This is a genomic window from Paenibacillus sp. AD87, from assembly GCF_001659845.1.
Lineage (GTDB): Bacteria > Bacillota > Bacilli > Paenibacillales > Paenibacillaceae > Paenibacillus > Paenibacillus marchantiae.
The window spans coordinates 5,145,355-5,171,937 of record NZ_LXQN01000007.1; the positions used below are offsets into that span (position 1 = coordinate 5,145,355).

General features: G+C 46.2%; 21 protein-coding genes, 1 pseudogene and 1 riboswitch. Of the genes and pseudogenes, 13 read left to right on the forward strand and 9 right to left on the reverse strand.

Annotation, left to right across the window (positions count from 1 at the left end):
* The first annotated feature begins 63 nt into the window (after positions 1-63).
* The gene (locus gpAD87_RS22680) at positions 64-1,068 is read left to right on the forward strand and encodes a Gfo/Idh/MocA family protein (protein WP_064640656.1); all 1,005 of its coding nucleotides are present in this window, start codon (positions 64-66) and stop codon (positions 1,066-1,068) included.
* Positions 1,069-1,089: 21 nt separating this feature from the next.
* Positions 1,090-2,037, forward strand: a complete 948-nt coding sequence (locus tag gpAD87_RS22685; RefSeq protein WP_063567072.1) for an aldo/keto reductase — start codon at positions 1,090-1,092, stop codon at positions 2,035-2,037.
* A gap of 331 nt (positions 2,038-2,368) precedes the next feature.
* Here the strand turns inward: gpAD87_RS22685 and gpAD87_RS22690 are convergent, their stop codons facing one another.
* The gene (locus gpAD87_RS22690) at positions 2,369-3,388 is read right to left on the reverse strand and encodes a Gfo/Idh/MocA family protein (protein WP_063567071.1); all 1,020 of its coding nucleotides are present in this window, start codon (positions 3,386-3,388) and stop codon (positions 2,369-2,371) included.
* A gap of 27 nt (positions 3,389-3,415) precedes the next feature.
* Complete coding sequence (locus gpAD87_RS22695; protein WP_064640657.1) at positions 3,416-4,192, reverse strand: sugar phosphate isomerase/epimerase family protein; 777 nt, start codon at positions 4,190-4,192, stop codon at positions 3,416-3,418.
* A gap of 144 nt (positions 4,193-4,336) precedes the next feature.
* On the opposite strand from gpAD87_RS22695, the gene gpAD87_RS22700 reads away from it, so the two are divergent.
* The 8 genes from gpAD87_RS22700 to gpAD87_RS22735 all read left to right on the forward strand — a co-directional run bounded on the left by gpAD87_RS22700 (position 4,337) and on the right by gpAD87_RS22735 (position 13,601).
* Positions 4,337-5,155, forward strand: a complete 819-nt coding sequence (locus gpAD87_RS22700; RefSeq protein ID WP_082935232.1) for a helix-turn-helix domain-containing protein — start codon at positions 4,337-4,339, stop codon at positions 5,153-5,155.
* A 199-nt stretch (positions 5,156-5,354) separates the two neighbouring features.
* A complete protein-coding gene (locus gpAD87_RS22705) occupies positions 5,355-6,059 on the forward strand; it encodes a response regulator transcription factor (protein ID WP_064640658.1) in 705 nt (234 codons plus the stop codon).
* Positions 6,060-6,080: 21 nt separating this feature from the next.
* Positions 6,081-7,523 carry a sensor histidine kinase gene (locus gpAD87_RS22710; protein ID WP_064640659.1) on the forward strand — a complete coding sequence of 481 codons (1,443 nt, stop codon included), beginning with the start codon at positions 6,081-6,083 and terminating at the stop codon, positions 7,521-7,523.
* A gap of 124 nt (positions 7,524-7,647) precedes the next feature.
* Complete coding sequence (locus gpAD87_RS22715; RefSeq protein WP_064640660.1) at positions 7,648-8,406, forward strand: ABC transporter ATP-binding protein; 759 nt, start codon at positions 7,648-7,650, stop codon at positions 8,404-8,406.
* Positions 8,407-8,409: 3 nt separating this feature from the next.
* Positions 8,410-10,812: an ABC transporter permease gene (locus tag gpAD87_RS22720; protein ID WP_064640661.1), complete on the forward strand. Its 2,403-nt coding sequence runs from the start codon at positions 8,410-8,412 to the stop codon at positions 10,810-10,812.
* 139 nt (positions 10,813-10,951) lie between these two features.
* Positions 10,952-11,185 carry a hypothetical protein gene (locus gpAD87_RS22725; protein WP_017692142.1) on the forward strand — a complete coding sequence of 78 codons (234 nt, stop codon included), beginning with the start codon at positions 10,952-10,954 and terminating at the stop codon, positions 11,183-11,185.
* A gap of 266 nt (positions 11,186-11,451) precedes the next feature.
* A complete protein-coding gene (locus gpAD87_RS22730; RefSeq protein WP_157258509.1) occupies positions 11,452-12,417 on the forward strand; it encodes a hypothetical protein in 966 nt (321 codons plus the stop codon).
* Positions 12,418-12,449: 32 nt separating this feature from the next.
* Positions 12,450-13,601, forward strand: a complete 1,152-nt coding sequence (locus tag gpAD87_RS22735; protein WP_064640663.1) for a PQQ-binding-like beta-propeller repeat protein — start codon at positions 12,450-12,452, stop codon at positions 13,599-13,601.
* A 165-nt stretch (positions 13,602-13,766) separates the two neighbouring features.
* On the opposite strand, the gene mmuM is transcribed toward gpAD87_RS22735, so the two are convergent.
* The 7 genes and pseudogenes from mmuM to gpAD87_RS22770 all read right to left on the reverse strand — a co-directional run bounded on the left by mmuM (position 13,767) and on the right by gpAD87_RS22770 (position 22,777).
* The gene (gene mmuM / locus gpAD87_RS22740; RefSeq protein ID WP_064640664.1) at positions 13,767-14,807 is read right to left on the reverse strand and encodes a homocysteine S-methyltransferase; all 1,041 of its coding nucleotides are present in this window, start codon (positions 14,805-14,807) and stop codon (positions 13,767-13,769) included.
* A pseudogene (gene mmuP, locus gpAD87_RS22745) lies at positions 14,785-16,198 on the reverse strand (S-methylmethionine permease). Before mmuP ends, mmuM begins: the two are co-directional and overlap by 23 nt.
* A gap of 94 nt (positions 16,199-16,292) precedes the next feature.
* Positions 16,293-16,395, reverse strand: a riboswitch (SAM riboswitch).
* Positions 16,396-16,460: 65 nt separating this feature from the next.
* Positions 16,461-17,660: a Ger(x)C family spore germination protein gene (locus tag gpAD87_RS22750; RefSeq protein WP_064640665.1), complete on the reverse strand. Its 1,200-nt coding sequence runs from the start codon at positions 17,658-17,660 to the stop codon at positions 16,461-16,463.
* A complete protein-coding gene (locus tag gpAD87_RS22755; RefSeq protein WP_072735605.1) occupies positions 17,657-18,757 on the reverse strand; it encodes a GerAB/ArcD/ProY family transporter in 1,101 nt (366 codons plus the stop codon). The genes gpAD87_RS22750 and gpAD87_RS22755 overlap by 4 nt, the downstream gene beginning before the upstream one ends.
* Positions 18,758-18,810: 53 nt before the next feature.
* Complete coding sequence (locus gpAD87_RS22760) at positions 18,811-20,529, reverse strand: spore germination protein (protein ID WP_064640666.1); 1,719 nt, start codon at positions 20,527-20,529, stop codon at positions 18,811-18,813.
* Between the two features lie 159 nt (positions 20,530-20,688).
* Entirely contained in the window at positions 20,689-21,639 is a 951-nt protein-coding gene (locus gpAD87_RS22765) for a methyl-accepting chemotaxis protein (RefSeq protein ID WP_064640667.1), read from the reverse strand.
* Positions 21,640-21,943: 304 nt separating this feature from the next.
* Complete coding sequence (locus gpAD87_RS22770) at positions 21,944-22,777, reverse strand: MurR/RpiR family transcriptional regulator (protein ID WP_064640668.1); 834 nt, start codon at positions 22,775-22,777, stop codon at positions 21,944-21,946.
* A gap of 204 nt (positions 22,778-22,981) precedes the next feature.
* Between gpAD87_RS22770 and gpAD87_RS22775 the strand changes: the two genes are divergently transcribed.
* From gpAD87_RS22775 to gpAD87_RS22785, 3 genes are read left to right on the forward strand one after another with little or no spacing between them, the layout of a single operon-like run.
* Positions 22,982-23,869 (forward strand): hypothetical protein, encoded by an 888-nt coding sequence (locus gpAD87_RS22775; RefSeq protein WP_064640669.1) that lies wholly within the window; start codon positions 22,982-22,984, stop codon positions 23,867-23,869.
* The gene (locus gpAD87_RS22780) at positions 23,862-25,748 is read left to right on the forward strand and encodes an ABC transporter ATP-binding protein (RefSeq protein ID WP_082935233.1); all 1,887 of its coding nucleotides are present in this window, start codon (positions 23,862-23,864) and stop codon (positions 25,746-25,748) included. Before gpAD87_RS22775 ends, gpAD87_RS22780 begins: the two co-directional genes overlap by 8 nt.
* A complete protein-coding gene (locus tag gpAD87_RS22785) occupies positions 25,723-26,550 on the forward strand; it encodes an energy-coupling factor transporter transmembrane component T family protein (RefSeq protein ID WP_064640670.1) in 828 nt (275 codons plus the stop codon). The genes gpAD87_RS22780 and gpAD87_RS22785 overlap by 26 nt, the downstream gene beginning before the upstream one ends.
* Positions 26,551-26,583: the final 33 nt, after the last annotated feature.

The following is a 26,583-nucleotide window of genomic DNA, read 5'->3' on the forward strand; positions in this document are numbered from 1 at the left end:
TTTAATTCATTCATCTATTACTTATAATCACAATATACATTCATTCATAGGAGGAAACAACAAATGAATTCAGATCAAAAACTGCGCTGGGGAATTCTTGGTAGCGCTAGCATTGCCGTAGGATCCGTTATTCCAGGTTTGCAGCAATCCGAGTTGAATGAAGTGACTGCCATTGCTAGTCGAGATGAAGAAAAAGCAAAACAAACTGCTGACAAACTCGGCATTCCTCAAGCTTATGGCAGCTATGAAGCTTTGCTTGCTGACGATTCCATTGATGCGGTCTACATCCCGCTTCCGAACCATCTGCACCGGGAGTGGACACTTCGTGCCGCAGAAGCTGGTAAACATATTTTGTGTGAGAAACCACTGGCACTGACGGAGCAGGAAGCTCAGGAGATGGTGCAAGCCTGCGAAGACGCTGGTGTGCATCTCGCTGAAGCTCTCATGTACCGACATCATCCACGTTATGATCAGATTAAAGATATTATCGCCAGCGGAGAAATTGGTGAGATCCGCGGCATTCATAGTACATTTTCGTTCAACAGTTCAGGCTCAACAGGTAATGTTCGCTTTCGGCGTGATTGGGGCGGCGGCGCGCTGTATGATATCGGCTGTTATTCCATCAGTGCAGCACGCTTGATACTTGGCCAAGAGCCTTCGGCGGCAACCGTCATTGGTATGTTCTCCCCTGAACATGATCATGTGGATATGATGGCTTCCGGCTTGCTTGAGTTCGACAATCATATTGGCGTCACCTTTGACAGCAGCATGTGGGCAGCCTTCCGCAACACACTGGAGGTACTTGGAACAGATGGGATCATTGAGGTTCCTTCTGCCTTTATCAGCAATAGGGATCGGAGCTCCAACTTCTTCGTAACTGTTGACGGTGAGCGTAAGGAGATTGAAGTCCCACAGGTCAATCACTACTCCCTCCAGGGCGACGATATGGCACGAGCTGTGCTTCAAGGTAAAGCTCTGCGCTTCGATCCATCCGATGCTATAGCCAATATGAAAGTACTCGAAGCTTGTCTTCGTTCAGCGGAAGAACGTGCACGTATTACACTATAAGTAGAGAGGATGAACTGAATTATGGAATACATTGAAATTGCTGGTGCAGGTAAACCTATCTCCCGACTGATTAAAGGAACCGATTATTTTTACCATGATTCCTATGAGAAAGCAGCTACGAACATGGATGCATTCCTGGCGATTGGCGGTAATACCGTTGACTCCGCGCATATTTATTGTGGCGGGCAGAGTGAAGAAGTGCTCGGACGTTATATGCAGGAACGGGGTAACCGTAACGAGATCGTTATTTTGACCAAAGGTGCGCATCATGACCAGAATGGCCCACGCGTTAACGCTGATGCTATCCGCAGTGACCTTCTAACCAGTCTGGAACGGTTGCAAACGGAACATGTGGAGCTATATGCCCTGCATCGGGACGATCCCAACACACCCGTTGGGGTGATTCTCGAAGCATTGAACGAACATATTGAATCCGGCAAAATCGGCGCGATCGGCGCCTCCAACTGGACCTGGCAGCGGCTAGAAGAAGCTAATGCATATGCAGCTGCTAACGGTCTGAAAGGTTTTACATTCAGCAGTCCGAATCTCAGTCTCGCCAAAGCGAATGAACCGTTCTGGGCCGGCTGTGTATCGGCAGACGATGAAACACTGGCATGGCATGAACGCACCAAACTTCCTTTGCTGTCCTGGTCTTCCCAGGCTCGCGGCTTCTTTACCGGAAGGTTTACACCTGAAGTGCGGGATAATGAAGATCTGGTTCGTGTATTTTACAGTGACGGCAACTGGGAACGTTTGCACCGGGCGGAACAATTAGCCGAGTCGAAAAAGACTTCCCCCATCCAGATTGCTCTCGCTTATGTATTAAATCAGCCGTTTCCAACCTGTGCGTTGATTGGTGCCCAGAATCAGGCAGAATTGCTCTCCTGTGACGAAGGTTCTCGTATCACACTAACTCGTGAAGAACTCGATTGGCTGGATTTGGGCAGTAATGTGAAACCAAGCGTGTAAAACTGGCATACACTTTTAATTCAATCCTGATGGTGAAAGGACTGACTCTTCCGCGATGTAGCGGAGTGGTCAGTCCTTTTTGGAATGCCAGCTAATCATTCAACCATTGTAGCCATGCCGCAGGCAGGATCAATAATCGCTTTTCGCTAGGATCAGCATATCGCCAAACTTCGGGTCCAGACTTTTCCTCTATTACGGATTATACCCATCTGGCTGTCATGAAAAAGTAATAAAAAGAGACTACCCACCAGAAATATTTCTCTGGAGGTAAGCCCCTTTTTAATATGAGATAGTCACACTAATTAAAGTAATGACGATGATATCGTTACGATTACAGCTTCACGATCTGACCAGTCTTCTCGGATTCAAATGCTGCCAGAATCACTTGCAGGGAACGCAGACCTTCTTCACCGGAAATGCTTGGAGGTGTTTGCGTTACAATCGACTCGACAAAAGCGTCAATAACGCCGCTTGGTACTTGTTTCTCGTTGGTAGACATTGCGCCAACTTTATATGTTTCAACCGTACCGTTAGTCAGCTCAACGATAACCTCGTCACCATCTACCGTTCCGATCTTCATCACACCATTTTCACACCACAGAACCGTACTGTTATCTCCTGCTCTGTATTGTGTCCAGCTCGCTACCAGCGTACCGATTGCACCGCTCTTCATGCGAAGCAGGCATGTTGCGTTATCGTCCACTTTGGTGTTTTCCTTGTGCAGTGTGCTGATGAAACCAGCAACTTCGGATACTTCATCATCCAGCAAATAGCGGATAAAGTCCGATTTGTGCACGCCCAGGTCACCCATGGCTCCCATAATGGCTTCTTCTTTGCGGAAGAACCAGCTTTCTGCACCGTCTACGCTCCAGCCTTCCGGACCTGGATGACCAAAGGAAGTACGGAAATTCAGGACTTTACCGAGTTTGCCGGAGTCCAGAATTTCTTTGGCTTTTACGTGTGGAGGCATCAAACGTTGGTTGTGTCCGACCATCAGATACACACCGTTTTTCTTGGCAGCTTCAATCATTTGCTCGCCTTCTTCGGTTGTAACCGCCATCGGTTTTTCCACCAGTACATGTTTACCGGCATTCGCAGCAGCAATGGCCATCGAGGCATGCAGGTAGTTCGGCGTACAAACGCTGACCGCATCCACTTCTTCGCTTGCAAGCAATTCTTCGTAGCTAGAGTAAGCTTTACCGCCGTAAGTTTCGGCCATCTTCTCCGCGCGCTCCACGATCGGATCGGCAAAAGCGACAAGTTCTACGTTCTCATTGGCAGCGTACTCTGGAATATGTCTGCGCTCGGCAATGGCTCCACAGCCGAATACAGCAACTTTAATTTTACTCATGTACAAATGTCTCCTTTGACAAATAAATTAGAATTGATTCAAGTAATTCTGCTTCAGCCAGTTATGGCTGTTGGCTACGCTTTCAAGCGGTGGATTCTGGCAAACGTCCTGTTCCACGATCAGCCATTCTACACCTGCACTTGTAGCCGCTTCAATAACAGCTGGCAGATCAACCGAACCTTGTCCCAGTTCCAATGTCTTCATTTGGCCCTGTTCGTCTTTATTGAAGTCTTTCAAGTGAAGCAACGGCAGACGACCTGCATATTTGTTGATATACTCAATCGGATTTTGTCCGGCAAATTGTACCCAACATACGTCCATTTCCACTTGAACCGCTTCAGGTGTCGTTTGAACAAACATTGCATCAAAGGCATTTTCGTCGCCAACCTGACCGTGGAATTCGAAATCATGGTTATGATAACCGAAGATCAGACCTTGTTTAGTCGCTTCTGCACCATATTGTTGCAATTCGTTGAACAGTTTGGTCCATCCTTCTGCATTCTCTGGACGATCTTCAGGCATCAGGTAAGGGCAGATCATATATTGAGCCCCAATAGTTTTGAGGTAGTCGATTTGTTGTTGCAGATCTTCACGCATAGCATGTAATGAAACGTGGCTGCTGAAACCTTTCAGTCCAAGCTCATCCAATAGCGCTTTCATTTCTTCGGCAGGAATGTCACCATATCCGGCGAATTCGACACCTTCATAACCAAGTTCTGCTACTTTGCGCAAAGTTCCACGGAAATCTGCTGCAGTTTCATCACGGAGTGTAAACAATTGCAAACCAATATTAAGTTTTTTCATAATAGATGCACCTCTGCTCTCAAATTTGCTTTCATTGCTCTATCTGGTATCATCCTAACGCAAAACAGGCTAGAATGAACATATACAATATCGTCAGAACATGAACTATCTGATCAAATTTTTAAATTTGGAGGATTACATCTTTTGGAAACCTCAGTACTGATCTGTGACTATTCCTATCACTATAAGGCGTTTAACCATAATATGAAGGGCGAGTTGCAGACTTATCTGTTCCGTCTGCAAACCGAAGGATCTTGCAAGGTATATGTGCAGGATGAAGAATTTAAGATGACTGGTGGGGATTTACTGCTACTCAAACCCGGAGACGACTACTATCTCGTGGTTGAAGAACCTCACAAGGAGGGCCGATTGTCCAGCGGAGACTATTATTTGTTCTGTGAAGGGGATTGGATTGATAGCTGGTGGAAGCGTTACCATCGTTCCACAGTGAGCCACATCGGGCTGGATGATAAATTGGTCAGTCTCTGGCGCAGTATGCTCCTGGAGAAACGCCGTGGACCGCTGGAGGAAAATATAGAACTGAATGACGTACTGCTGCGCGGTTTGTGTCTGTATATCGATCGGGCCATCAAGGAGAATATCCAGACGGATCGTTCTGTTTCCTCGACACTGAAGCTGAAACGATTCATTGAAGAGCATGCCACTGTGACCTTCAAACTCGAAGAAGCCGCCCGCTACGCAGGACTAAGCCTGTCTCGTGCGGTCCGATTGTTCAAGGAGCACTATGGCCAAACGATGATCCAGTATGCGATTGAGATTCGGCTGAACGCTGCCTTGGAGCGTATGAAGTACAGTGATATGACTCTAGAGCATATTGCCGAAACATGCGGTTTTGCAAGCTATTCCTATTTTCACAGGGTATTCCGATCCCACTTTGGAATGTCCCCGGCTGAATATCTCAAATCCCAGGCCCATCAATCCATCGATTTGGAGCACTTATAAGTATAGTTGTGGCTCGATCCTCTTCTTTCTTCATGATGAAAGCAGCTGATTTTCAATCGGCTGCTTTCTTTCAAAAAAACCTCTTCTAGTTCCCATGACTTCACGAAAACAAACCTGTATAGTTAAAATATAGTATTCTTACAGATTCATACATAGATCAATCTTATACTCTACCACTCTACTATTTGGAGAGATTTCAATGGAAACTAAACGTAAAATCTTAATTATCGAAGACGAACATGATATTTCGCGCATTTTACGAGACTATTTGACCAAAAATCAGTATGAAGCCGCAGTGGCCAGCAATGGACAAGACGGGTTGCATATGATGGATATGCTCCAGCCGGATTACATTATTCTAGATATCATGCTTCCAGATATGGACGGGATCGAAGTATGCCGGGAAATTCGCCGGAGAAACAACGTTCCAATTCTCATATTGAGTGCACGAGGCAGTGATACCGACAAGGTGCTCGGCCTGGGATTCGGGGCGGATGACTATATGACCAAACCCTTCTCCCTGAGCGAATTATTCGCACGGATTAATGCCCACTTTAGACGATATGACAGTTTATCTTTAGCGACCGAACGAGACGGAACAAATCTACTACGTTTGGCTAACCTGGAGATTGATAAGAAAGCCTATAAGGTCACTTTAGACGGTAACGAGGTTTCTCTTTCCGCCAAGGAATTTGAGCTGCTGCATTATCTGGCGAGCAATAAAAACCAGGTCTTTTCCAAGTCTCAGTTGCTCGATGCAATCTGGGGATATGCTGCATACGGGGATGAAAATACGGTAACTGTGTATATTCGCAGGCTGAGAGAAAAAATCGAGGCAGATCCCTCCCATCCGTCTGTTCTAAAGACCGTTTGGGGCGTCGGATACAAATTCAATCATGAATAGGCAAAGATCGGAGGAGGCAACATGTCACTGAACACCTGGTCGGCACGATGGCTCAAAGCATCGTTCTTCCTCCTGTTTATTCTGATCGGATGTAGTCTGGTTTTATTTCTTAATCTGCTAGAAAACCGAAATTCGACTGAGTCTACTGTGTCCATCCAGCAAGTTCGTCTCCGGGTTAACCCCATCCTGCTTAACCTGGAACAGAATATTCATCTCCTGCAGGAAACAAGAGTACGAGAAAATCTTCTTTCTATCGTTAAGGAAAACGGGGTAGAGCTTTCTTATGTTGGATTGGATGGGACTATATTGCTGTCCTCTTCTCCCACCTCCGAAGGAAAACAAGTCAATCTGCGATCAGCCCTGCATTATGATATGAATCATGCCGTACAGGCCATGAACGGAAACGATTCGCTTAACATCGCTTTCCCTGTTATGGCTGGTCCCGAAGGAAGCCAGATTGGCAATGCCCTCTTCACGATTCCTAAGGCAATGGTTATGGTGAAAGAAACGGTGATATTCGCTTTTTTTATTTTTTGTATGCTTTTGATCACCTCTATGGTTCTTGGCATTTATCTGGTGCTGATGAAGAGAAAATTTAAGACACAGCTGCTCTCCCCCATTCATCAGTTGAAGCAACATGCTGAATCCATTCTCAAAGGGAAATATAGTGAACCGATACAGTATAACCGCATGGATGAGATGAGCGAACTATACGCCATGTTTGATCTGATGCGTACAGAAATTATGCATTTAAGCGAACTTCGTATCCGGCAGGAAACTGCGCAAAAAGAACTCATCACCAATATTTCTCATGATATCAAAACACCGATTACAACAGTAAAAGCCTACATAGAAGCTATTCTGGAAGGAATATGCTCCGATAAAGAAACTCTGATGGAGTATATGAAAGTCATGCAGACCAATACGGACAAAACAGCCCGTCTTGTCGAGGACCTGCTTGTTCATGCATTGCAAGAGCTGGGCCAGATATCGGTGGAGCCGCGTGAGGTTTACAGCCGTTCGGCATTTGAAACGATGTTGAACCCCATTGGACATAGCGTACGAATGAACGGTCTGAAGTATGAGGAGCCGGAGTACATTCCCAATGTTCTTATCCGAATGGACCCCATACGAATTGAACAGGTTCTGTCCAATCTGGTTTCCAATGCGCTCAAACATACCGTCCCGGGAGATTCTATTCGGATTAACGCGGAACTCGACTTAGGTAAATTGAGGATCAGTATCGCTGATTCAGGGCAGGGAATTCGAGCTCAGGATATGCCTTTTGTGTTTGAACGATATTTTAGGGGGAATTCCTCACCTTCCGCAAGGAATATTCATGAGGGAACCGGTCTCGGTTTGTCCATCTGCAAAAGTATCATTGAAGCCCACGGAGGACATATTTCCTTTTCCAGCAAAGAGGGTCAGGGCACCTTGTTTCAGTTTACTCTTCCAATCTGCTGAGCAGTAAAGTGTATTTTCTATCCATTTACCAATAAGGCTGTAATACTTTATTCATAATTTGATAAGTCTTTCTCAACATCCCCCTATTAGAATGAATCGTAAACTGCCATAGGGAGTGATCTGCTTGACCAAAACATCCATTATCCGCGCTCAAAACTTATGCAAGACATATAATACTGGAAGCGAGCAATATCATGCCATACGCAATGTTGATCTTGATATTTATGAAGGGGATTTTACCGTCATCATGGGTAATTCCGGATCAGGCAAATCAACGCTGCTCTATCTGTTGAGCGGACTGGACCAATTGACAGCCGGCGAGGTTTATTTTCAGGATCAGCGTATTGACGCCTATAGTGAGCGGGAAATGTCCGAATTCCGTACCCGCAGAATCGGCTACATCTACCAAAGTATCAATCTGGTGCCCGATCTTTCCATCCAGGACAACATCGCCTTGCCAGGTTACATTGCCGGAGGCAAAAAAAGTGAGGTCAAGGCACGTGCCACCCAACTCATGAAGGCAATGGATATCGACGGCCAGAATAGCCGTCTCCCCTCCCAAACCTCGGGTGGCCAGCAGCAACGAGCAGCTATTGCACGTGCGCTGATCAATTCACCAGACATCATCTTTGCAGATGAACCCACGGGAAGCCTCAATTATGAACACGGAAAAGCGGTGCTGGATATCCTGACCGATATCAACCGAAAGGGACAGTCTGTTGTGATGGTTACGCATGATATCAAGGCAGCCTGCCGGGCTGATCGTCTGATCTTTATCCGGGATGGCAAGGTTGGAGGTATTCTCGAGTTTGACAAATATGACGAACACCAGATCCAGGATCGGAAATCGATGGTCTTCGCGTTTGTGTCGGAAAAGGAGTAATTTATGGCTGCTATGTTGAAACTGAGCCTTTCCTACCTGAGCAAAAATAAGACACAGAATCTGTTTATCACCCTGCTCATTTTGCTGTCTACACTTCTGGTATCCACTGCGGTTATTATTCTGGCCAACACGGGTAATCTGTTCAACGAAATGCACAGCCGGACCAACGGGTCCCATCAAATATTGACGTTTGATAAAGGACTGAATGACCCTAAAGCCGTCTATGAATGGTGGGCTGAACAGGACGGAGTTGAGGTTTCACCTTTGCTCACGTATCGTACCTTGTCCGGAATCGCCTTCAAAGGCATGGACATTCCCAACCTTTATCTGTACATGATGAATACCCCTCAGCCGCCCTGGGCCGTCGATGAACTGATCTTTTCGAGTGGTGCGCAGAGTTCGGCTCCCGAACAAGGGAGCGTATGGATTCCCACTTCAATGGCGAATGCCTATGATATAGCCGTAGGAGATACCGTTAATTTCAAAACAGGGTCCTCCGCGCTTGATCTTCGGGTATCCGCGATTGTAGTCGATGTTCCTTACGGTGCACCATTCACCAATGCGGCAAGGGTTTGGATGAACGGTATAGACTACCAGAATGACTTCCAGACACTCGCAGGAAAAGATAATTATATGATGGGTATCCATTTTGATGATTATCGAATGAACTCCAGCTATTGGGATCGTTATACCAGTGAGACCAACGTCCCCTTTTTGGAAACGAAGATGGAGTTTGAGAGTATCTCTTCCTTCTATCTGATTATCAATCAGATTATTGGATTCATTATGATTTTCCTGGGTGCTGTCATGATGGTTATCGCTCTCATCACCATTGGATTTACCATTTCGGATGCCATTCTGGCCAACTACAAAACAATAGGGATTCTGAAATCACTGGGATTGACCTCCGGGAGAACAATCGGTACCTATGTTATTCAATATGCTTTACTGTCCATCATTGCCGTTATTCCAGGACTGGCGATGAGCGTGTTTGTATCTAAATTCATTATCAACATTTCTGTGTCTTCTCTGCGAACTGGCAATGGAGATGTACCGATGGAAGGCATCGGAGCAGCCATGTTAGTCGCCATACTGCTGTTTGAGCTGGTAATATTATTCGTTGTGTTATACGCCAAAAAGGCGCGCAGCATCGAGCCTGTTCAAGCCATCCGCTACGGTATGTCGGAAACAGAAAATACCCGGTTGGCCCGACGCATGAATTCGCCTCTAGCCAACCGGGTTGGATTTGCCCGGCTGCCAGTAGCCGCCGTCATTGGCATACGAAATCTGATCAAGAATACCAAGAGCTCTGTTCTGATGCTGCTGTTAACCACGATGGCTGCCTCTGTGCTTGTCCTTGGATATGTTGTACTGACCAGCATTACCGGAATCTATCAGACGGCGGCCAAATGGGGTTATGACAATGCTAACATTGCCGCAGTCGTTGTAAACAAAACTACGTTTCCGAGAGCAGAGCTGCAGAACGTATTGGAAGAAAACCCTCGCATCAAAAATGTGGGCTGGCAAGGGAACATGACCGGAGTTATCCTTCCAGATGATTCAACCGACGTGGCCAGCCAGTCTACCAGTCTTTATCTAAGAGTAATGGATGGAAGCTATCAAGATCTTGGTTTTGAGACGTTGAGAGGAAACAATCCGGAACTCGAAAATGAAATTTCAATTGGGGTTAGTGTTGCCAAGATGTTCAACAAGGATATGGGAGATCTCATTGATCTCTACATTGAAGGAGAGAAGCGCACGTTCATGATTTCGGGCATCTATCAGGCCATCTCCGACTTGTCGGTATCCGGAAGAATCACAGCTCAAGCGGTTCGAAGCGTGAATCCGAATTACGGAGATGTAGATGTCGCGTTTATCAATGTCAATGATCCTTCACAGGCAGGAGCCATTGCTAACCAATTGAATGAGCGGTTCAAAGACTCTGCTTCCATCGTCACACAAAAAACGCTGCTGGATTCTGTTTATGCAGAAGCTGCAAGCATTTTTGTGTACCCCATGGCTCTAATTGGTCTGCTGTTCATTTTGGTTACATTTATCATTATCTTCAGCACCTGCCGGATCAGTATTCGCAAAGAGAGCAAGACGTATGGCATTTATAAGTCGATTGGAATGACATCCGGCAGTATTCGGTCCTCTATTACATTGGGAGTTGTATTGTTATCCCTGATCGGTTCGATGTTTGGCGTTATTGCAGGTGTGTACCTTCTTCCATTGTTACTTGAAAAGGTGCTCTCTGGATACGGTATCGTACAAATCCCGTTGGTTCTGAATTGGTGGGGGATTATACTTTTCTCTTCTCTGAGTATCCTTGCAGCAGCTTTTGGCTCCTGGAGATCAACCAAGGTGATTCGTCAGGCATCCCCGCGCATTCTTGTTATTGAATAATATGCAGCAGACAGACATTAAAACACATGACAATATATTTCAACAAAACTCTAAATCCGACACAAAAATAGTCCTATATACCTAGCAATGATAGATATGATAGACTTAATGGCATACTATGGTAAAGGAGTTAATTTCTTTGTACAACAAAAATAAAACGAGTAAATTGTTGAAGTGGATCGCTTGGATTAGCATCATTCTATCCATTATTGCCGGTATCCTCGTTGGGCAAAATGAGTTCAATGGCTTTCAATGGTCTTTGGCTCTTCCAGTTATGATGAACGGTATTATAGCAGGACTATTGTTACTAGGTGTTGCGGAGATCATACGGTTGGTGCAGGATATTAAAAATGAAACGGTAGGTCCAGATTAAGTTTGACCTCGATCTTTGTTAAGGGGCTGTTTATTTTGAAATGGTTTTGTATTCGAATTTGTTTATTGATCAGCATCCTGAGTGTAGGATTGTTGTCGATTGGCACGCCTTCGGCCTGGGCTAAGACCGTGCCACAACTTGAATGGGTCAAGCAGGTCGATTCTGGCCAATGGGGGGATGGATTCACTCCGCATTACTTCAGACTGGATTCATCCGGCAACCTAAACATTCTGGTGAGAAAGGTTGTGAATGAGGACCTCATATATGTGGAGAACTTTAGTGGTGAAACCGGGGACATCCGATGGTCCAAGCCAGAATCTGATTATGGTTCAACCATTGATGGTTACATGTATACTTTCAAACCTGCTGAAACTGATGACTATGAAAGAAGATTTGATGATATTATTACGGTCTCGGATCTGTCAACCGGTAAACCGATATGGTCCTCAATAAACCCTTACTTTCGTGAAGGTCAGTCCTCAGATTTCACCAAAAACGGAACAGTTTATTCTTTTACTTATCACAAAAACAAATATGTATCTCTTTATTATTATGATGAACAGGGACATCGAAGCAAAAAGCTTGTTCTCCCCTATATGCAATACTACACAATAGAAGGCAATTTTATTTTAGGTCAACCGGGCAACAAAAGTCCGTATACTCATGTTTTTGATCTTTCTACAGGTAAGAAGCTAACGGTGCTGACCAATGAAACAACCTTGCCCTACGGGAATAGGGTTACGGACGATGGAACCCTAATAACCCGGAAGTTTATCAATAACCGTGAACTTGAGTTGAGGGCGTACTCGCCTACGGGAGCTTTGAAATGGAAGTATGATTTTTCTTTTAAAAAAGGGCCTCCCCAGATATTTATCATCCATAATCGTGTGCTGTATCTGGAACAAACCGCAGGCAATATCATGCTTATGAATTCGGATGGAAAATTCATTACAGGAGTCAATGAAAATCCCTTCTACATGCAAGGTGATCCAAATAGCCCTCTGAAAATGGCAATCGATTTACAGAGTTTTATGTACATCCAATACACGGAACAGGGAATAGAACTCGTGATTAGAGATTCAAATAATCTGAGAGAGCTCTATCGGGTGACACAGAACGATTGGAACGATGTAAGGTTTAATCGAGATGAATTGTTCCTCAATAAGCAAAATGAATTATTTTTCCTGCCTCCCGACGGGCAGACGATAAGAAAGTATCAGTTACTTCCATAATCCAGAGAACATTACATAAGGAGTCTACCAATATGAGTTTAAAGCGAATCAACTATTGGCTTATAGCCAGCCTATGCTTCTTCCTTGCAATCCCATCCGAGCCAGCTCTGGCTAAAGATCTGCTGCAATTCCAATGGGGGTATGATATTACCAACGGTGGACAGAGTGCAACAAGCTCATATTCAATGAAGAGTGTTACAGATGGCATGGGGAATGAAAGTCTTCTCGTAACTAAAGTAGACAAGAATAATGATTATTATATCGACAGTGTAGATGCCAAAACAGGGGAGCTCCTTTGGTCGATTCCAACGGACAACGAGTACACGCTTTCCGATGATGGATACATGTTTATTTTTGCCGATAATCAAGTGAGTGCCAAGCATATAGCCACAGGTCAGATCCGTTGGACAGCACCTCTGCCCGGGCCGCCAGAAGATTGGAGACTATACTCGGCTGAATCAGCCATTCCAGGCGAAAATGGAAGTCTATATTTGATTTCAGTCTCCCATGATAATAAAAGCAATGTACTCTACTATTACGATGCTAGTGGAAATTTAAGTCGAAAGTTCAAGGTTCCATATTTTATGCAGCAGATTCATGGTGATGTGATTGTCGGCAGTAAATTTGGCGATAATCCCGATTTTTACTTGATTAGCCTGACCAGCGGACAAAAAATTAAAACGATTACTGGTGGTAAAGGTTACAATGGGATTAAGAGTCTATCTGACGGCACATTCCTGCATTATAATATCTACAAAAAAACAATAACGCTTAAAGGCTACAACAGCACAGGGCAGCTAAACTGGACAAAACAACTTCCTTATAAGGAATATTCAACAGAGCTTTTTGCATTGAAAGGTCGTTTTATATTTGTGGATTATAAAAATAAACGAATCAAGCTATATTCATCTTCAGGTAGATTAATTGCTGAGAAGGCATACCTGCCAGTATCATATCCCAATATGGCTTTGGATGGCACAAGTTTGATGTTTAAATCTGAAAAGAATGACGCAGATGAACTAGAACTAATAATTATGGACACAAACAACCTGAAGGTTTTGTACACTTACAAAAATGGCGAATTTGATCTTCATAAGGAACGTCTATTTCTCAATAACACAACGGGTCTGTACATCCTAAGCGACGAAGGTCGTACCTTAGTTAGCACTCAGTTAATTAAATAGCATAATCAGAAGCATCAAAAGCATCACAAGAGGAATGTCCTCATGTTGATGTTAACGCTAAATCACACTGAAAAAGCCCTCACCAATCCAGTAATGGGTCGTGAGGGCTTCTTTATATTTGGTTGTATCTCTAGCTTTTCGGGGTACAACTCTACATCAAGTCTTTTAATTCCGCCACTTCTTTGCAAGTTCACCAATCTGATGTGGCGTCGTGCGGCAACAGCCGCCAATAATTTTTGCACCCGCAGCAACCCACTGTTCCGAAGCATCACTCATACTGCCACACGTTCCCTGTCCACTCCACGTCTTCGTTGCAGCATCGTATACTTCTCCCGAGTTCGGATACACAATAACAGGTTTGTCGCTGGCACGGCTGAGAATACTTACGGCTTCTGTCACCACTTCCATGGGAGCACAGTTCAGGCCAATCGCAGCAATCTGCGGCTCGGAACCAAACAATCGTGCACATGTCTCAATCGGCGTGCCTTCGCTGATTGCCGTCCCGTCTTTTAAAGAAAAAGATAACCAGGCATACGCATGAGGAAACTCCTTCAGTAAATCAACCAGCACCTGTGCTTCCTGCAACGAAGGAATCGTCTCAAACGCCAGAATATCAGCACCCGCTTCAATCAGCGCCGCCATACGCGGACGATGGAATGCAACCAACGTCTCATCCGACACGCCGTAGTGACCGACATACTCCGATCCATCAGCTAGATAAGCGCCGTAGGGCCCAACGGATGCAGCAACCATCGGTCGTGGCCGAGCCAAGACCCCTGTCTCCAAGACATCAGACGTTTGTTGTGCCGTTCCGAATACCAGATTGCCCTCCGGTTTGACTGCCGTGTTTTCAAATCCCCCGTCCTGCACTTCTGCCCATACGTCATCTCTCGCCTGTGCAGCCAGTTCCACCGTCTTGCGAATAAGGTCCAACGCTGCTTGCTCGCCGATTCCTCTCTTGCGGAACCCCTCCACCGTCGCCTGATAACTGGATGTAATTGCACAGTCGGCTCCTGCGCGGAAATAATCCGCATGGACCTGAACGATAACATCTGGATTCTCGAGCAATACACGAGCCGACCATAGTGGATCATCCAGATCACACCCATGCTGTTCGAGTTCCGTGGCCAGCGCTCCATCCAGAATCATGACCGGATACTCACGCAGGATCTGTTCTATGGGATTAGTCTGTTGTACTTGCGTCATGTACTTGTCCTCTTTTCTTATTCACACGTTCTGTCAGATAATAAACTGCGTAACACACTGCGATGAATGGAACTCCGCAATACAGCGCTATTCGCTGTGTCGGGTCAAAAGCAATGCCTATACATGAAGCCAGACACAATATAAACGAGATAATAGGCACCGCTGGATACAGTGGCGTACGATAGACAAGATCTTTGACCGCATGTCCTTCCCGGATATACTGTCTGCGGAACATATACTGTGAAGCACTGATGCTCATCCATACCGCAACGACAGCCAGACCTGAAATGGAGACCAGTGTAATATACACGGTACCTGGCACAATGATGCTGGACAGCAGAGCCAGTGCACCACCCACCATACTGATCAGAAGCGCATTCAATGGTACTCCGCGTTTGGTCAACTTGGCAAACCACGGAGAGATCGTTCTCTTGTCAGCCAGAGACCAGAGCATCCGTGAAGATGCATAGAGGCCCGAATTGGCAGCAGAGAGAATCGCCGTCAGAATAACAAAGTTCATAATGTCTGCTGCATAGGGCTACTCCCACCCGCTCCATTACCGCTACAAACGGACTTTCCAATACACTGGCAACCGACATCGGCAACAAGGCCGAGAGAATAACAATCGTTCCGATAAAAAAGATAATTAAACGCCACAGTGTGGTATGGATCGCTTTTGGAATCGTCTTCTCCGGATTCTCTGTTTCCCCGGCAGCAATCCCAATCAATTCGGTACCCGAGAACGCAAAGTTTACGGCAAGCATCGTCATTAGTATCGCAGTAGCCCCATTGGGGAACCAACCAGATGCTGTAATATTGGATAGAAACGGTGCAGGTTCCGAATCTGCCATTGGAATAATACCGAACATGGCTGCGCCCCCAAGAATAATGAAGACTAAAATTGTAAGGACTTTAACTGCGGAAAACCAGAACTCCGATTCCGCAAAAAATTTGACGGTCAGCGCGTTGAACAGGAAGATCATAAGAGCAAACAATGTGCTCCAGATCCAAACATTCACTGAAGGAAACCAGCGCTGCATCAACAGCCCGGCCGCTGTAAATTCGGAACCGAGGGCAACCGTCCAAGTGAGCCAATACAACCAGGCTACAGTGTATCCTGTTGCTGGTCCAATATATTTTGCCGCATAGCTATGAAACGCCCCTGTCTCTGGCATATGAACAGAAAGTTCACCTAGACAGAGCATGACCAGCTAGACGACAATCGCTCCGATCAGATAAGACAGAATGGTACCGATCGGTCCTGCCTGCTGGATGGTATAACCCGAACTAAGAAAAAGACCTGTACCAATGACACCACCAAGTGAGAGCATGATTACATGACGTGCCTGCATTTTGCGCTGAAAATGCCCTGTATCTTTGTTGTTATTCATGTCTGCTCCCCTACTTCTTCATCCAGAAAACAACAAAACAAAAAGACACACTCTTCCTGAAGAGTGCGCCGTTACTGACAAATAAAAACAAACGCTCCTATCTATCAGGCTGTTCACCCGCTGGAATTAGCACAGTATCCTTCAGATCTGTTGCTGAGGTTTCTAAGGGCCAGTCCCTCCACCTCTCTGGATAAGAAAATGATTTTTTATAAATATAGCGATCTATCATGTTTGTGTCAACTATTAAAAAGAAACGTCTCTCTTATTCCGTCGATGATCCCTGATTTGTGATTTTAACTTTAATATCATACGTGATCGGAATTTCACTAAACGTTTCGTCCCAGTTATTTTTAATTTTCTTCCATACCCGTGGATATTTGATTCGCAGCTTATCGCCAAACCCTGCTGCATCCACCTTGTAGACATCCTGCATTTTGTGAAGCAATTGATCTACCTGTTGTTCAGCCATATGACTGAAGTCCTTCTCTAGACCATCCAGATAATGCTCGGAACCATGCGCTTCCGGAGCTGTCCAATTTTCCATAAACCAGCCGTCTGATTCAATTTGAACATGAAATGAAATATCGTCGCCCTTAACTGTGGGAATAATTTTCGATTTTATGTGTTTAATCTCGTAGGTTATGGTGCTGCCGTCTTTGTGTGTATACGTCTTAACGACGCCACCTTTCGCTTTTCCTTGTACCCAGGATAGTCCCTCCATGTCCGTCTGATTCAGACTTCCGATCCATCGGTTCGTTTTCCCGCTAAAAATGGCCGCTCCCGAAAACTTGTGTTCCCCCTCATAGGAGATGACATTTTGCAGCAAATAGCTCGACCCCGATTGCATGGTTGCATCCAATTTGGCGAGTGACACTGGTGGCAGAATTTTATTGGTACGATACACATTGTCCACAAGTCCGGTAAGGTAGAATGAAGGAATCTCACTGGGATCGTTGGACGTCAATGCATCCAGTGCCCTGCGATCACTGACAACAACCAGACAGCTTGGCCGAATATCATTATCACGCAACACAAAATCAAGCAGTTGATCCAGTCTGAATTTCCGGGCCACCTCGGAGGACACCACGATGACTTTCAGATGATGTCCAATCAGCGGCCGGTCTCTTCTCAGAGAGAACTGACGAAATATCTGTATAACTGAATCGCCTGTTAATTGTTCGTTAAAATAGGACTTCCCTGCTCCAGGTGATCCTTGCTGGCTCTCTTCCTTGGATGATCCCTTAGGAACAATCTGAACCGTAGCTGTGATATTATTCCTTTTCGGATAGTGTCCACCCTGTTCATTCACACTCTTCTCAAATTCTGTCTCTTTGGCAACATCAATACCCAGTCCCACGTACACACTAAGATCCTCAATCTCTTTGCTGCTCCAGCATCCAGAGGTAAACAACAGCAGCATTAATCCAGGCAGCAATAGCGCTAATCTGACCTTGCGACTCATGCATACTTCCCTCCTTTTTTGCGGAGGATGCTAATCAACAGCAGGACTGTAGGCAGAATTCCAAATAGGTAAATGGATAAATTACCCACTGCATCCCCCAGTTGAAATGTTTCGTTCACATCCTTGGGAATTAAGGCGATGATATAAATTACAGGTAGCAGGATAAACATGGCGGGTAAAATTTTCTTGCTTTTGAACAACTGGGCACAGCCAACGGTAGCTGCATAGTGTGTGATCGAAAAGGTCGAGAAGATTTGCATGATCCAGATCACGAGCAGCAGCGATTCAAAACGCTCAAAGATCAATCCCTGTAGCTCAAAGCTTCTCATCAGATCCAGGGTAGGCCACGTTCGAGTTTTCATGCCTTCAATGGAAAGACTTCCGATTACCATAACTACCGTAATTAAGTAGATGCCTGTCGGAACGAGCGTACCCCACATTACCGCTTTGATCCCTTTTTGCGGGTGCTGCATATAAGCCATGATGACAAACATCACTTCATAGCCTGTATACGCAAGCAAAGTTGACTTAAGTCCCTTGAATACCGGCATAATCCCTTCTCCCAATACGGGCCTCAGGTTATTAATTTCAAACAGTTTGCTGCTAAGCAAAATGGCAATAACAAAAATGATAAGTGTGATGGGCAAAATAATCTCGAATAGACGTGCTACTGCACCCAGGCCACCTGAGTTCAAATAGATGCCCACCCACATGAAGACCATAACAATAGCCCAGACCGGTGTTCCTTCCAGCAGATAAAGTCCGGTTACTTCTGCCATAACCCGAATTTCAAATGCCGAAATGACCAGAAAATAGATAATCGCAACCGCTCCCAGTATAAAAGCAATCCATGAACCTGTTATTTCCTGAACAAACTGAAAACCCGTTTTGCCAGGAAATCGTCGGCACAGGATGACGAGCATAATGCCTATAAACGTGGCGATTAGCCCGGATATGATGATGGAGATCCAGACATCCGGTGTGTCTACTGCCTCAACCGTAGTACGCGGAAGTGTCAAAATCCCAGCGCCCAGCATGTAATTGATAATCATGACTCCGGTCTGGGTTGTCGTCAGCTTATCCGTGGGACGATTCACGTTATCACCTCTTTGCTCTGGTTTAAAATGTTTATGTTAATCTTGCTATTCATCTATTTTTTGCGATCCGGATCGGTAGGGTTCATCATGCGCGGACGCCGCCTCATCATTTTTAATGGTGCACGGATCAGCAAGTCCTTCCATTCGCTCAAGCTATACGGAACCACTGGGCTGACATAGGGAACCCCAAAGCTTTTCAGGCGCACGAGATGGCTGCAAATAAGCAGGAAGAACATAATCACCCCGAATAATCCAAGCGCCGCTGCACTGAACATGCCTGTAAAACGCAAAATTCGCAGTGTAATTCCAGCACTATAGGTAGGGATGGAAAATGAGGAGATCGCCGTTACCGCAACTACGATGACGAGAAATGGACTGACAATACCGGCCTGTACGGCTGCATCCCCGATAATGAGACCACCGACGATGCCCATCGCCGGACCGATCGGTTTGGGCAGACGGATACCAGCCTCACGCAATATTTCAATGGCTGTCTCCATAATGAGTGCTTCAATAATGGAAGGAAACGGTACACCATTTCGCGTCTCAATAATGGTCAATGCCAACTTCGTGGGAATCAGACCAGGATGAAATGAAATAAAGGAGATGTACAAGGCAGGAGCAAATAGCGCAATCATGGCTGCCAGAAAACGAAGCATGCGCAGAAATGTGCCTGGTATCCAGCGCTCATAATAATCCTCTGGAGATTGCAGCAGCATGCTGAAGGTTGCGGGCACAATTAAGGCAAACGGTGTACCATCAAGCAGTATGGCAACACGCCCCTCTAACATTCCGCTGATTACGCGGTCTGGCCTTTCCGTGTTTTGGATCTGTTGAAACGGACTCAGCTCATCGTCTTCAATTAGCTGCTCCACATAACCGGATTCCAGCATGACATCCATATCCAATCCTTCTATGCGCCTCCGGACCTCTGCCACAAGCTCAGGATCGGCAATATCCTCTATATACGCGATAGCAAGATCCTTCTTGATCCGGGTACCCACTTCAAATTTCTGAATAAACAAACTCTGATTGCTTCCGAAGCGTCGCAGTATACCTGTATTGTCACTGAGATGCTCCGTAAATCCAATTCTTGGCCCGCGAAGCAATGCTTCGGACAAGGGCTCTTCAATGTTGCGGCTTATTCCTTTGGGTGTACCAATCAGCAGTGCACCTTGCATGCCATCCACAAGAAGTGCATTTTTACCCCCAAGTACTCCCAAGGCCAGCTCCTGTAACGATTCGGTCTCCTGTATCTGGCTGACAGGCAGAAGTTGATTACTTAGATAGTTCTTAATCTGATGTATATCGGCTGGATGAAGGAAGCTCCCCTGTTGCAGTTCTGGTACACCCCTTATCATCAGAGGTGTAATCAGATGCTCATCAATCAATTGCTGGTCCACAAGACCATCGATATACATGACCGCTGCCCTTGTATTCGTGCCTCGTATCGTAAACTCTCGAATATGTACATCAGCATTCTGAGCAAAGGTCTCCTTTGAGCTAATTAAATCGGTAACATAATTCCCGGTAAGCTTGATATTGGCATAACGTCCTGTTTCTAAACCCTGGTTCTCATCAGATCCTGATGATACAGATTGCTCGTCGTTATTGCCTTGGTTTTGATCTGTAGAAATTGCGAAGCTTCCCTGATCCACGGAAGAGCGAATCCAACGGGTTATTTTCAGAATCGATAGCGGAATGACACATAACAAAAAAGCCTGTAACCATATGGGCCACTCCGGCACGTACGACCAAATCGTTGACCACATCACCCTCACCCCAACATTTCTCTGCACTATGAACTTGCAGGTATTCCAGAGTATTGTTTCCCCGATTGCTCACAATAATTCCCGTTTTTTTGAACAACAAAAAAGCAGATGCCTCTATTGGCACCCGCTTCCCTATGGGGTTATTGGAGTTTACCTTATCTATACGATTTTGGTTACGTGTTGCGCCTTCGCATCAAGTAGATGTGCAGACGCCGCAATGGTTGTAAAATCATTCAACGCCACCTCGATCTGCTGCTGACTTCGCTCCACGTAGCCTTCAACCTTCTGTGTTCCGCCAGAGATGTTCGTGATCTCTTTGGTTATCCCATTCACACTATCCCGAATCTCATTAATGGAATTTTCGACCATGGCCGATAGTTTACGTACTTCCTTGGCTACAACATCGAACCCGCGCCCATATTCGCCTGCATGTACCGCTTCAATCGCAGCGTTCAGGGCCAGAAGCTGGGTCTGCGACGCAATTTCGCGAATCGTTTTAACAACTCCCTGGATAGAACGTGCCTGTTCTTGCAAATGATTCAGTGTCGCTCGGTTGTGGGCGGAAACTTCAGATATATACGTGATACTGGACATCAGCTCACGGCTTCGCTCAATGCCGATATCAGCATGTTCGTTCAGATCATGTGACATCGTCTTCAGTTCATTAACTACAGCTGAAATATTATTCTGACGGGTCGTGATGTTTGTAGCTATTTTGGACACACCCAATATATTCTGATTCAATTCATCATAGACGGGCATATATGTCGCTTCAAGCCATACGGGATTTCCCTTTGCATCCTTGCGTTCAACCTTGTCCTGGAAGCTAGTACCGTTAAAAATACTACTCCAAAACGCATTATAGTCAGGGCTTTTCACGAATTCGTCGAAACAAAATTGCTCATGCTGCATGCCATACATCTCAGCTACGGAATAGCCCATCGTCTGGGCAAAAACTTCATTTACATACGTAACCCGTCGATCCATATCGAATCGAATGATAGCCAAACTTTTCTCCATGGCCTTAATGACCAGCGCATCGGTAACAACATCTTTTTTTTCCACATCTACTATAGGCAAAGCGATCCCCACTCCCTGACTTCTTCCCATGATTAAACCGTTCTCATTCTGGCAGTTCCTGTTGTAGTGCAATTATGTATTCAACTGAATAGAGACGACTCTATTATTGTATACTCCAATTGCAGTCAATTGGATCACTCCCAAATCAATTTCTAACAATTCGTTACGGCTTGACTTTTTATACCCAATAAACTAACTGTCTAAACATTATGTTTCATGAGCAAATTCTAACACAAAAAGGAGCGGATTAACCGCCCCTAATTATGGTATAACCTTCCATAGCTTTGATGTTATCAGTAGTCGTCTCTGTATATTACGCTACCTGTTTCATCCATCAGTCTCGCGGCAATTTATCTGCGTACCGACTGCGCAAGTCAGCGAGCCGCTCCAGCTTAGACAGCGCATGGTCCTTCTGCATCAATCCCACCGCCAGCACCAGTTGTTCCATTAACAGTAGTGGAGTAACCATGGAATGAAATTCGCCAAGCTCCCCTCTACTAACGTAAAAAGATAACTCCGTCCCCAATCCATATAAGAGGTCTTCCCGATCTGTTACAAGTACGGCTTTACTGCCTGTATCTCTGGCATAATCCAGAATGACCTCTGCTTCAGGCAAGAGTCTTGTAAAACACATCAGCAGCACAACATCCTCCCGTTGCATATGCATCAATGATTCCAATAATTCATGGCCACCTCCGGCGAGGTGGATGACCGTCAATCCGAATCGGGATAGCCGAAAGGACAATAATTCCGCCAAACCAGCGGAAGGCCCTGGAGCATACACATATACTCTTCGTGCTTCAGCAAGGATGGCTGCTGAATGCTCCAGATCCCCCTGCTTCATATGGGATAACGTCTCCTGCAAATGGCTGACAGAGGCCTCCAGTAACTGAACGGGAAGGCTGTCCGTATCCATGCGGGATATGGTTTTATTTAATTTAAGGGCAGGTGTAGTGTCTTCGGATGTACGAAGCCGGATTTTGAACGCTTTGGCATTATCATATCCAACCGCACGCCAGAAACGGGATACGGTCGCAATACTGACCCCCAGCCTGTCGGCAATCTCCTGTTCCGTCATGAACAGAATCTCTTCGGGATTGCGTTCAACAAAATCAGCAATTTTCAGATGACCTGGTGACAGCTGTTCTTTATGAGTAAACAAATTCATTCCGTATGCACTCCTTTTCTCGCTCTGCACTCAGTATATCAGTTGAAAGGAAGAGAAGTGGGCTATGTATGTAATATTTTTTTCATTAAAATCTTAATGTGTAATAAAAATTACATTTGATTTACAAATGTCTTCTTTCCCGTTAATACTCTGCCCCTAGACTGTGGCTATGATGATCACCAACTTTCAGGGAGGTATGTATCGATGAAGAAGATGACTGAGCGTTATACGCTGACGTCTTCACAGAAAATGATGGTGTTTGTGCTATCCATGTCACTGTACGGCTTGTCCAACATGTTCACAGAGCTTATTCCCAAGCTCCAACTTGGACCGATTGAATTGTCTGTTGAGTACTTTGCCTTCATTCCGCTGACACTTTGCATTTTGTTCCACCCCATGATTGCTGCCCTTGGTGCGGCTCTTGGCGAAGTGATCTTCGGTGAGCTGATGCTGGGGCAATTCGGCGGACTGGGCGAGCTGGAGAAATTCCTTACCTTTTCCTTTGCCATGTATGTCGCAGGACGTATGGTAAGTGATCCTCGCAATCGCAGACAGGTCGGAATCGCTGCTATGACAGGCGTCATCATTCATCAGTTCCTTAGTTCACTGGTGGATATCGGTAAAGTGTGGATTGGTGTGGAGCAGCTGGAAGCCGTCCCTGGACTTGCGGAAAGTGTTGTGCTGATTGAAGGAGTTGGCTTTCTGAATGACGTACTGTTCTCAGGTATCCTGTTCGCTCTGCTGCCTACGCTGTATCTCGTACCCTTGCTCTATGGCAAAATTGAACCACTGCTCGGCATCAAACCTCGTAATCCAGGGATGAAGTATGAAGGCATCGGCTTCTTCCGTCCGAAACTGATCCTGATCGGTGTGCTGCTGCTTGGGCTGGCCTTTGGTGCGGAATCCCTGTCCGAAATGGATATCAACTTCGCTGTTTGGGAGACGGACTATGCAGATCAATATGGTTCGGCTTCAATATGGATTAGTATCGGAGCTGCTGCATTGGTTGCCGTGGTGACATTACTGATCATGCGCGCTAAACGGAACAAAAATAAAACGGTACCCGGTACGGAGAATCACCCTTATGCATAATGAAATGTCCACATCAGCTTCTGTTTCCGCATCGGATTCTGCCATTTCCATTCAAAATGTCATCTTTACCTATCCTGGCTCGGAAGAGCCTGTCCTGAACGGAGCTTCGCTCGAACTCCCACGAGGCAGTTTTACAGCCATTATCGGGGGCAACGGTTGCGGCAAATCCACCCTGTGCAAGTTGTTTAATGGCCTTATTCCTCAATTCTATACAGGGGACTTCTACGGTGAAGTCCATGTACTTGGAACGCCTGCCGAAGGACGAAGTGTTGCAGACCTATCCAGAAAGATCGGTTACGTATATCAGGATTTCGATAACCAGCTCGTGCGGCCCACCGTTTTGGACGAGGCTTGCTTTGCACCACTCAATTACGGACTGCCCAACTATCGGGAGCTCGGTGAACGCGCACTTGCCATGTGTGGTCTGGATACCATTCATAACCGATACATCTGGGAATTAAGTGGTGGGCAGAAACATCTGCTCGCTCTGGCCGGAGCTCTGTCGCTCGACCCGGATATCCTGATCGTGGATGAACCTGTCTCACAGCTTGACCCACAGCATGCAAGACTTATCTATGAGTGCCTTTCGAGATTGAATACGGAATATGGCAAGACGATTATCGTCATCGAACACCATACTGAATTTATCGCCGACTTCTGCGCAGATGTGGTATTGATGGACAAAGGCCGGGTCTTGTGGAATCTTCCTGTTAGGGAAGGTTTGAATCACATTACCGATCTGGAACGGCTGGGCATTCAACCTCCTGAGGTTACACGGGCAGCTATTCAGGCTGCGGAGATATCGCAGGGAGAAAGAGCAAATGCGGACCTCTCAAGTTCAGGACAACGCTTCCCAATTACTGTGGAAGAAGCAAACGTTTATTTTGCCGAGCATTACCCATCCATTCCATCCGCTTCTTTGCAAAATGGACCTTCATCCTATTCGAACTTGGCACGCGACGTTTCTAGCCAAATTGCAAATACAAAGCGTTCAACGGCTGCCTCGGCTGCTGAACCGTTGATCCCTATTGTACAGTTTCATCAAACCCGGCTGCGTTACAGAGGACTGGGCAAAAAAGAACATGAAGTCATTCGTGGTGTTAATATTTCACTCCATGAAGGAGAACGGATTGCCTTGATTGGCAACAATGGTGCGGGCAAATCCTCCTTACTGAAGATGATGGCTGGCATTAGTCTGCCCCAGGAAGGCAGTGTCATTGTTCTGGGTGAAGTTACGCACCGCTCCTCTTTGGAGCAGCTGGCGGGGAAGGTCGCCTATATTTTTCAGAACTCTTCCGAAATGTTTATCGAGGACAGTGTCCGCAAGGAAGTCGCTTATTTCCTGAAGAACCGTCGCATTCCGGAAGCTGACCAGCAAATTGCACATGTACTGGAGCGTTTCCGGCTTACTCCGCTGCAAGAGCGGGATGCACGGCTTCTCAGTGGTGGACAACAGCGGCGTGTCACACTTGCCATCGGTGCAGCCATGAAGCCTTCACTTATGCTGCTGGATGAGCCTACCGCCAATCTGGACCTTGCCACCCGCGAGGAACTGATAGGTGTACTGGATGAGCTGGATCAGCATGTGCGAACAACCGTCATTGCCACGCATGATATGCAGCTGGTTACCCAGTGGGCTAGTCGCGTTATCGTGCTTCACAATGGACAGGTGGAAGCAGACGGCACACCTGCCGAAGTGTTTGCGGATGAATCCCTTCTGCGCCGCTCCGGACTTGCGCTTACACAGATCATGGAGCTCTCCCACCGGATGGGACTGCCGACACTTTCACCGACAACCGAGGCTTTTGTTGATACTCTCTTGAATCAATCACTCACCAAGGAGGATATGCATCATGCAGCTTGTCCGCAACTGGTTTGACAAAATATCCATTGAACGCATTCAGCTTGAGCTGATGAATACCGTATATGGCAGCGGACATGCCAGCCTGTCGCGGATTGATCCCCGTGCCATGCTGATCTGGTATCTCTTTTTTGCCATCGTTCCCTGGTTTGTTCATAACGGAACTGTGCTGCTCGGCATGTTTCTGTTGATGGTGACTACCACCATATTGTCCAGAGCCGCTCCTTTTATCATTATCATTCTCTGCTTAGGATTAATCGGCCAGGTCGGGTGGATGTTTATCATCTCGCTGTTCTTCGGTGGCAATCTGGAATCTGCATTCCCCCTGCTGCTGCTTACTTTGAAGCTGTCCATCGTCTCGCTGGCGAGTATCACCGTCTTTTCGGGCATGGACCCGGAACGGATCGGCGATGGGTTACTTGCGCTCGGCATGCCTGCGACGTTTTCTTTCAGCCTCTCTTATGCTTACCGCATATTGCCGGTGCTGTTCGGTGAATTCCGCAACATCATGCTGTCTTACAGACTGCGGGGTCAGGTTCCCTCCCGGCACGGATGGCTCTACTGGCGGCTCGTTGTCTACTATATGAAGCTGTTCGTTGTGTCCTTCTTCCCGCTTATGCTGGCTACCGCCAAACGTTCCCGCACAACGGTGGAAGCCCTGGAGACACGCGGTTTCTCGTATGGCATGAAACATCCTGAGTCCAAACGCCTGAAGCTGGCCCATCTGAAAATCACCTCACGCGACCTCGGATTTCTCTCCGGATCGGCAATCTATGTTGCACTGTTGTTCTGGGTCGGGGGGCATTACGAAATACTTTAATTCAACTCATTAACCATTCATGGAATAAAGGAG

What these genes read in the sequence shown, in the direction of transcription:
- gpAD87_RS22680 (WP_064640656.1), top strand. Translation starts at nt 64, where the DNA reads ATGAATTCAGATCAAAAACTGCGCTGGGGAATTCTTGGTAGCGCTAGC.
- gpAD87_RS22685 (WP_063567072.1), top strand. Translation starts at nt 1,090, where the DNA reads ATGGAATACATTGAAATTGCTGGTGCAGGTAAACCTATCTCCCGACTG.
- gpAD87_RS22690 (WP_063567071.1), bottom strand. Translation starts at nt 3,388, where the DNA reads ATGAGTAAAATTAAAGTTGCTGTATTCGGCTGTGGAGCCATTGCCGAG.
- gpAD87_RS22695 (WP_064640657.1), bottom strand. Translation starts at nt 4,192, where the DNA reads ATGAAAAAACTTAATATTGGTTTGCAATTGTTTACACTCCGTGATGAA.
- gpAD87_RS22705 (WP_064640658.1), top strand. Translation starts at nt 5,355, where the DNA reads ATGGAAACTAAACGTAAAATCTTAATTATCGAAGACGAACATGATATT.
- gpAD87_RS22710 (WP_064640659.1), top strand. Translation starts at nt 6,081, where the DNA reads ATGTCACTGAACACCTGGTCGGCACGATGGCTCAAAGCATCGTTCTTC.
- gpAD87_RS22720 (WP_064640661.1), top strand. Translation starts at nt 8,410, where the DNA reads ATGGCTGCTATGTTGAAACTGAGCCTTTCCTACCTGAGCAAAAATAAG.
- gpAD87_RS22735 (WP_064640663.1), top strand. Translation starts at nt 12,450, where the DNA reads ATGAGTTTAAAGCGAATCAACTATTGGCTTATAGCCAGCCTATGCTTC.
- mmuM (WP_064640664.1), bottom strand. Translation starts at nt 14,807, where the DNA reads ATGACGCAAGTACAACAGACTAATCCCATAGAACAGATCCTGCGTGAG.
- gpAD87_RS22750 (WP_064640665.1), bottom strand. Translation starts at nt 17,660, where the DNA reads ATGAGTCGCAAGGTCAGATTAGCGCTATTGCTGCCTGGATTAATGCTG.
- gpAD87_RS22760 (WP_064640666.1), bottom strand. Translation starts at nt 20,529, where the DNA reads ATGTGGTCAACGATTTGGTCGTACGTGCCGGAGTGGCCCATATGGTTA.
- gpAD87_RS22765 (WP_064640667.1), bottom strand. Translation starts at nt 21,639, where the DNA reads ATGGGAAGAAGTCAGGGAGTGGGGATCGCTTTGCCTATAGTAGATGTG.
- gpAD87_RS22770 (WP_064640668.1), bottom strand. Translation starts at nt 22,777, where the DNA reads ATGAATTTGTTTACTCATAAAGAACAGCTGTCACCAGGTCATCTGAAA.
- gpAD87_RS22775 (WP_064640669.1), top strand. Translation starts at nt 22,982, where the DNA reads ATGAAGAAGATGACTGAGCGTTATACGCTGACGTCTTCACAGAAAATG.
- gpAD87_RS22780 (WP_082935233.1), top strand. Translation starts at nt 23,862, where the DNA reads ATGCATAATGAAATGTCCACATCAGCTTCTGTTTCCGCATCGGATTCT.
- gpAD87_RS22785 (WP_064640670.1), top strand. Translation starts at nt 25,723, where the DNA reads ATGCAGCTTGTCCGCAACTGGTTTGACAAAATATCCATTGAACGCATT.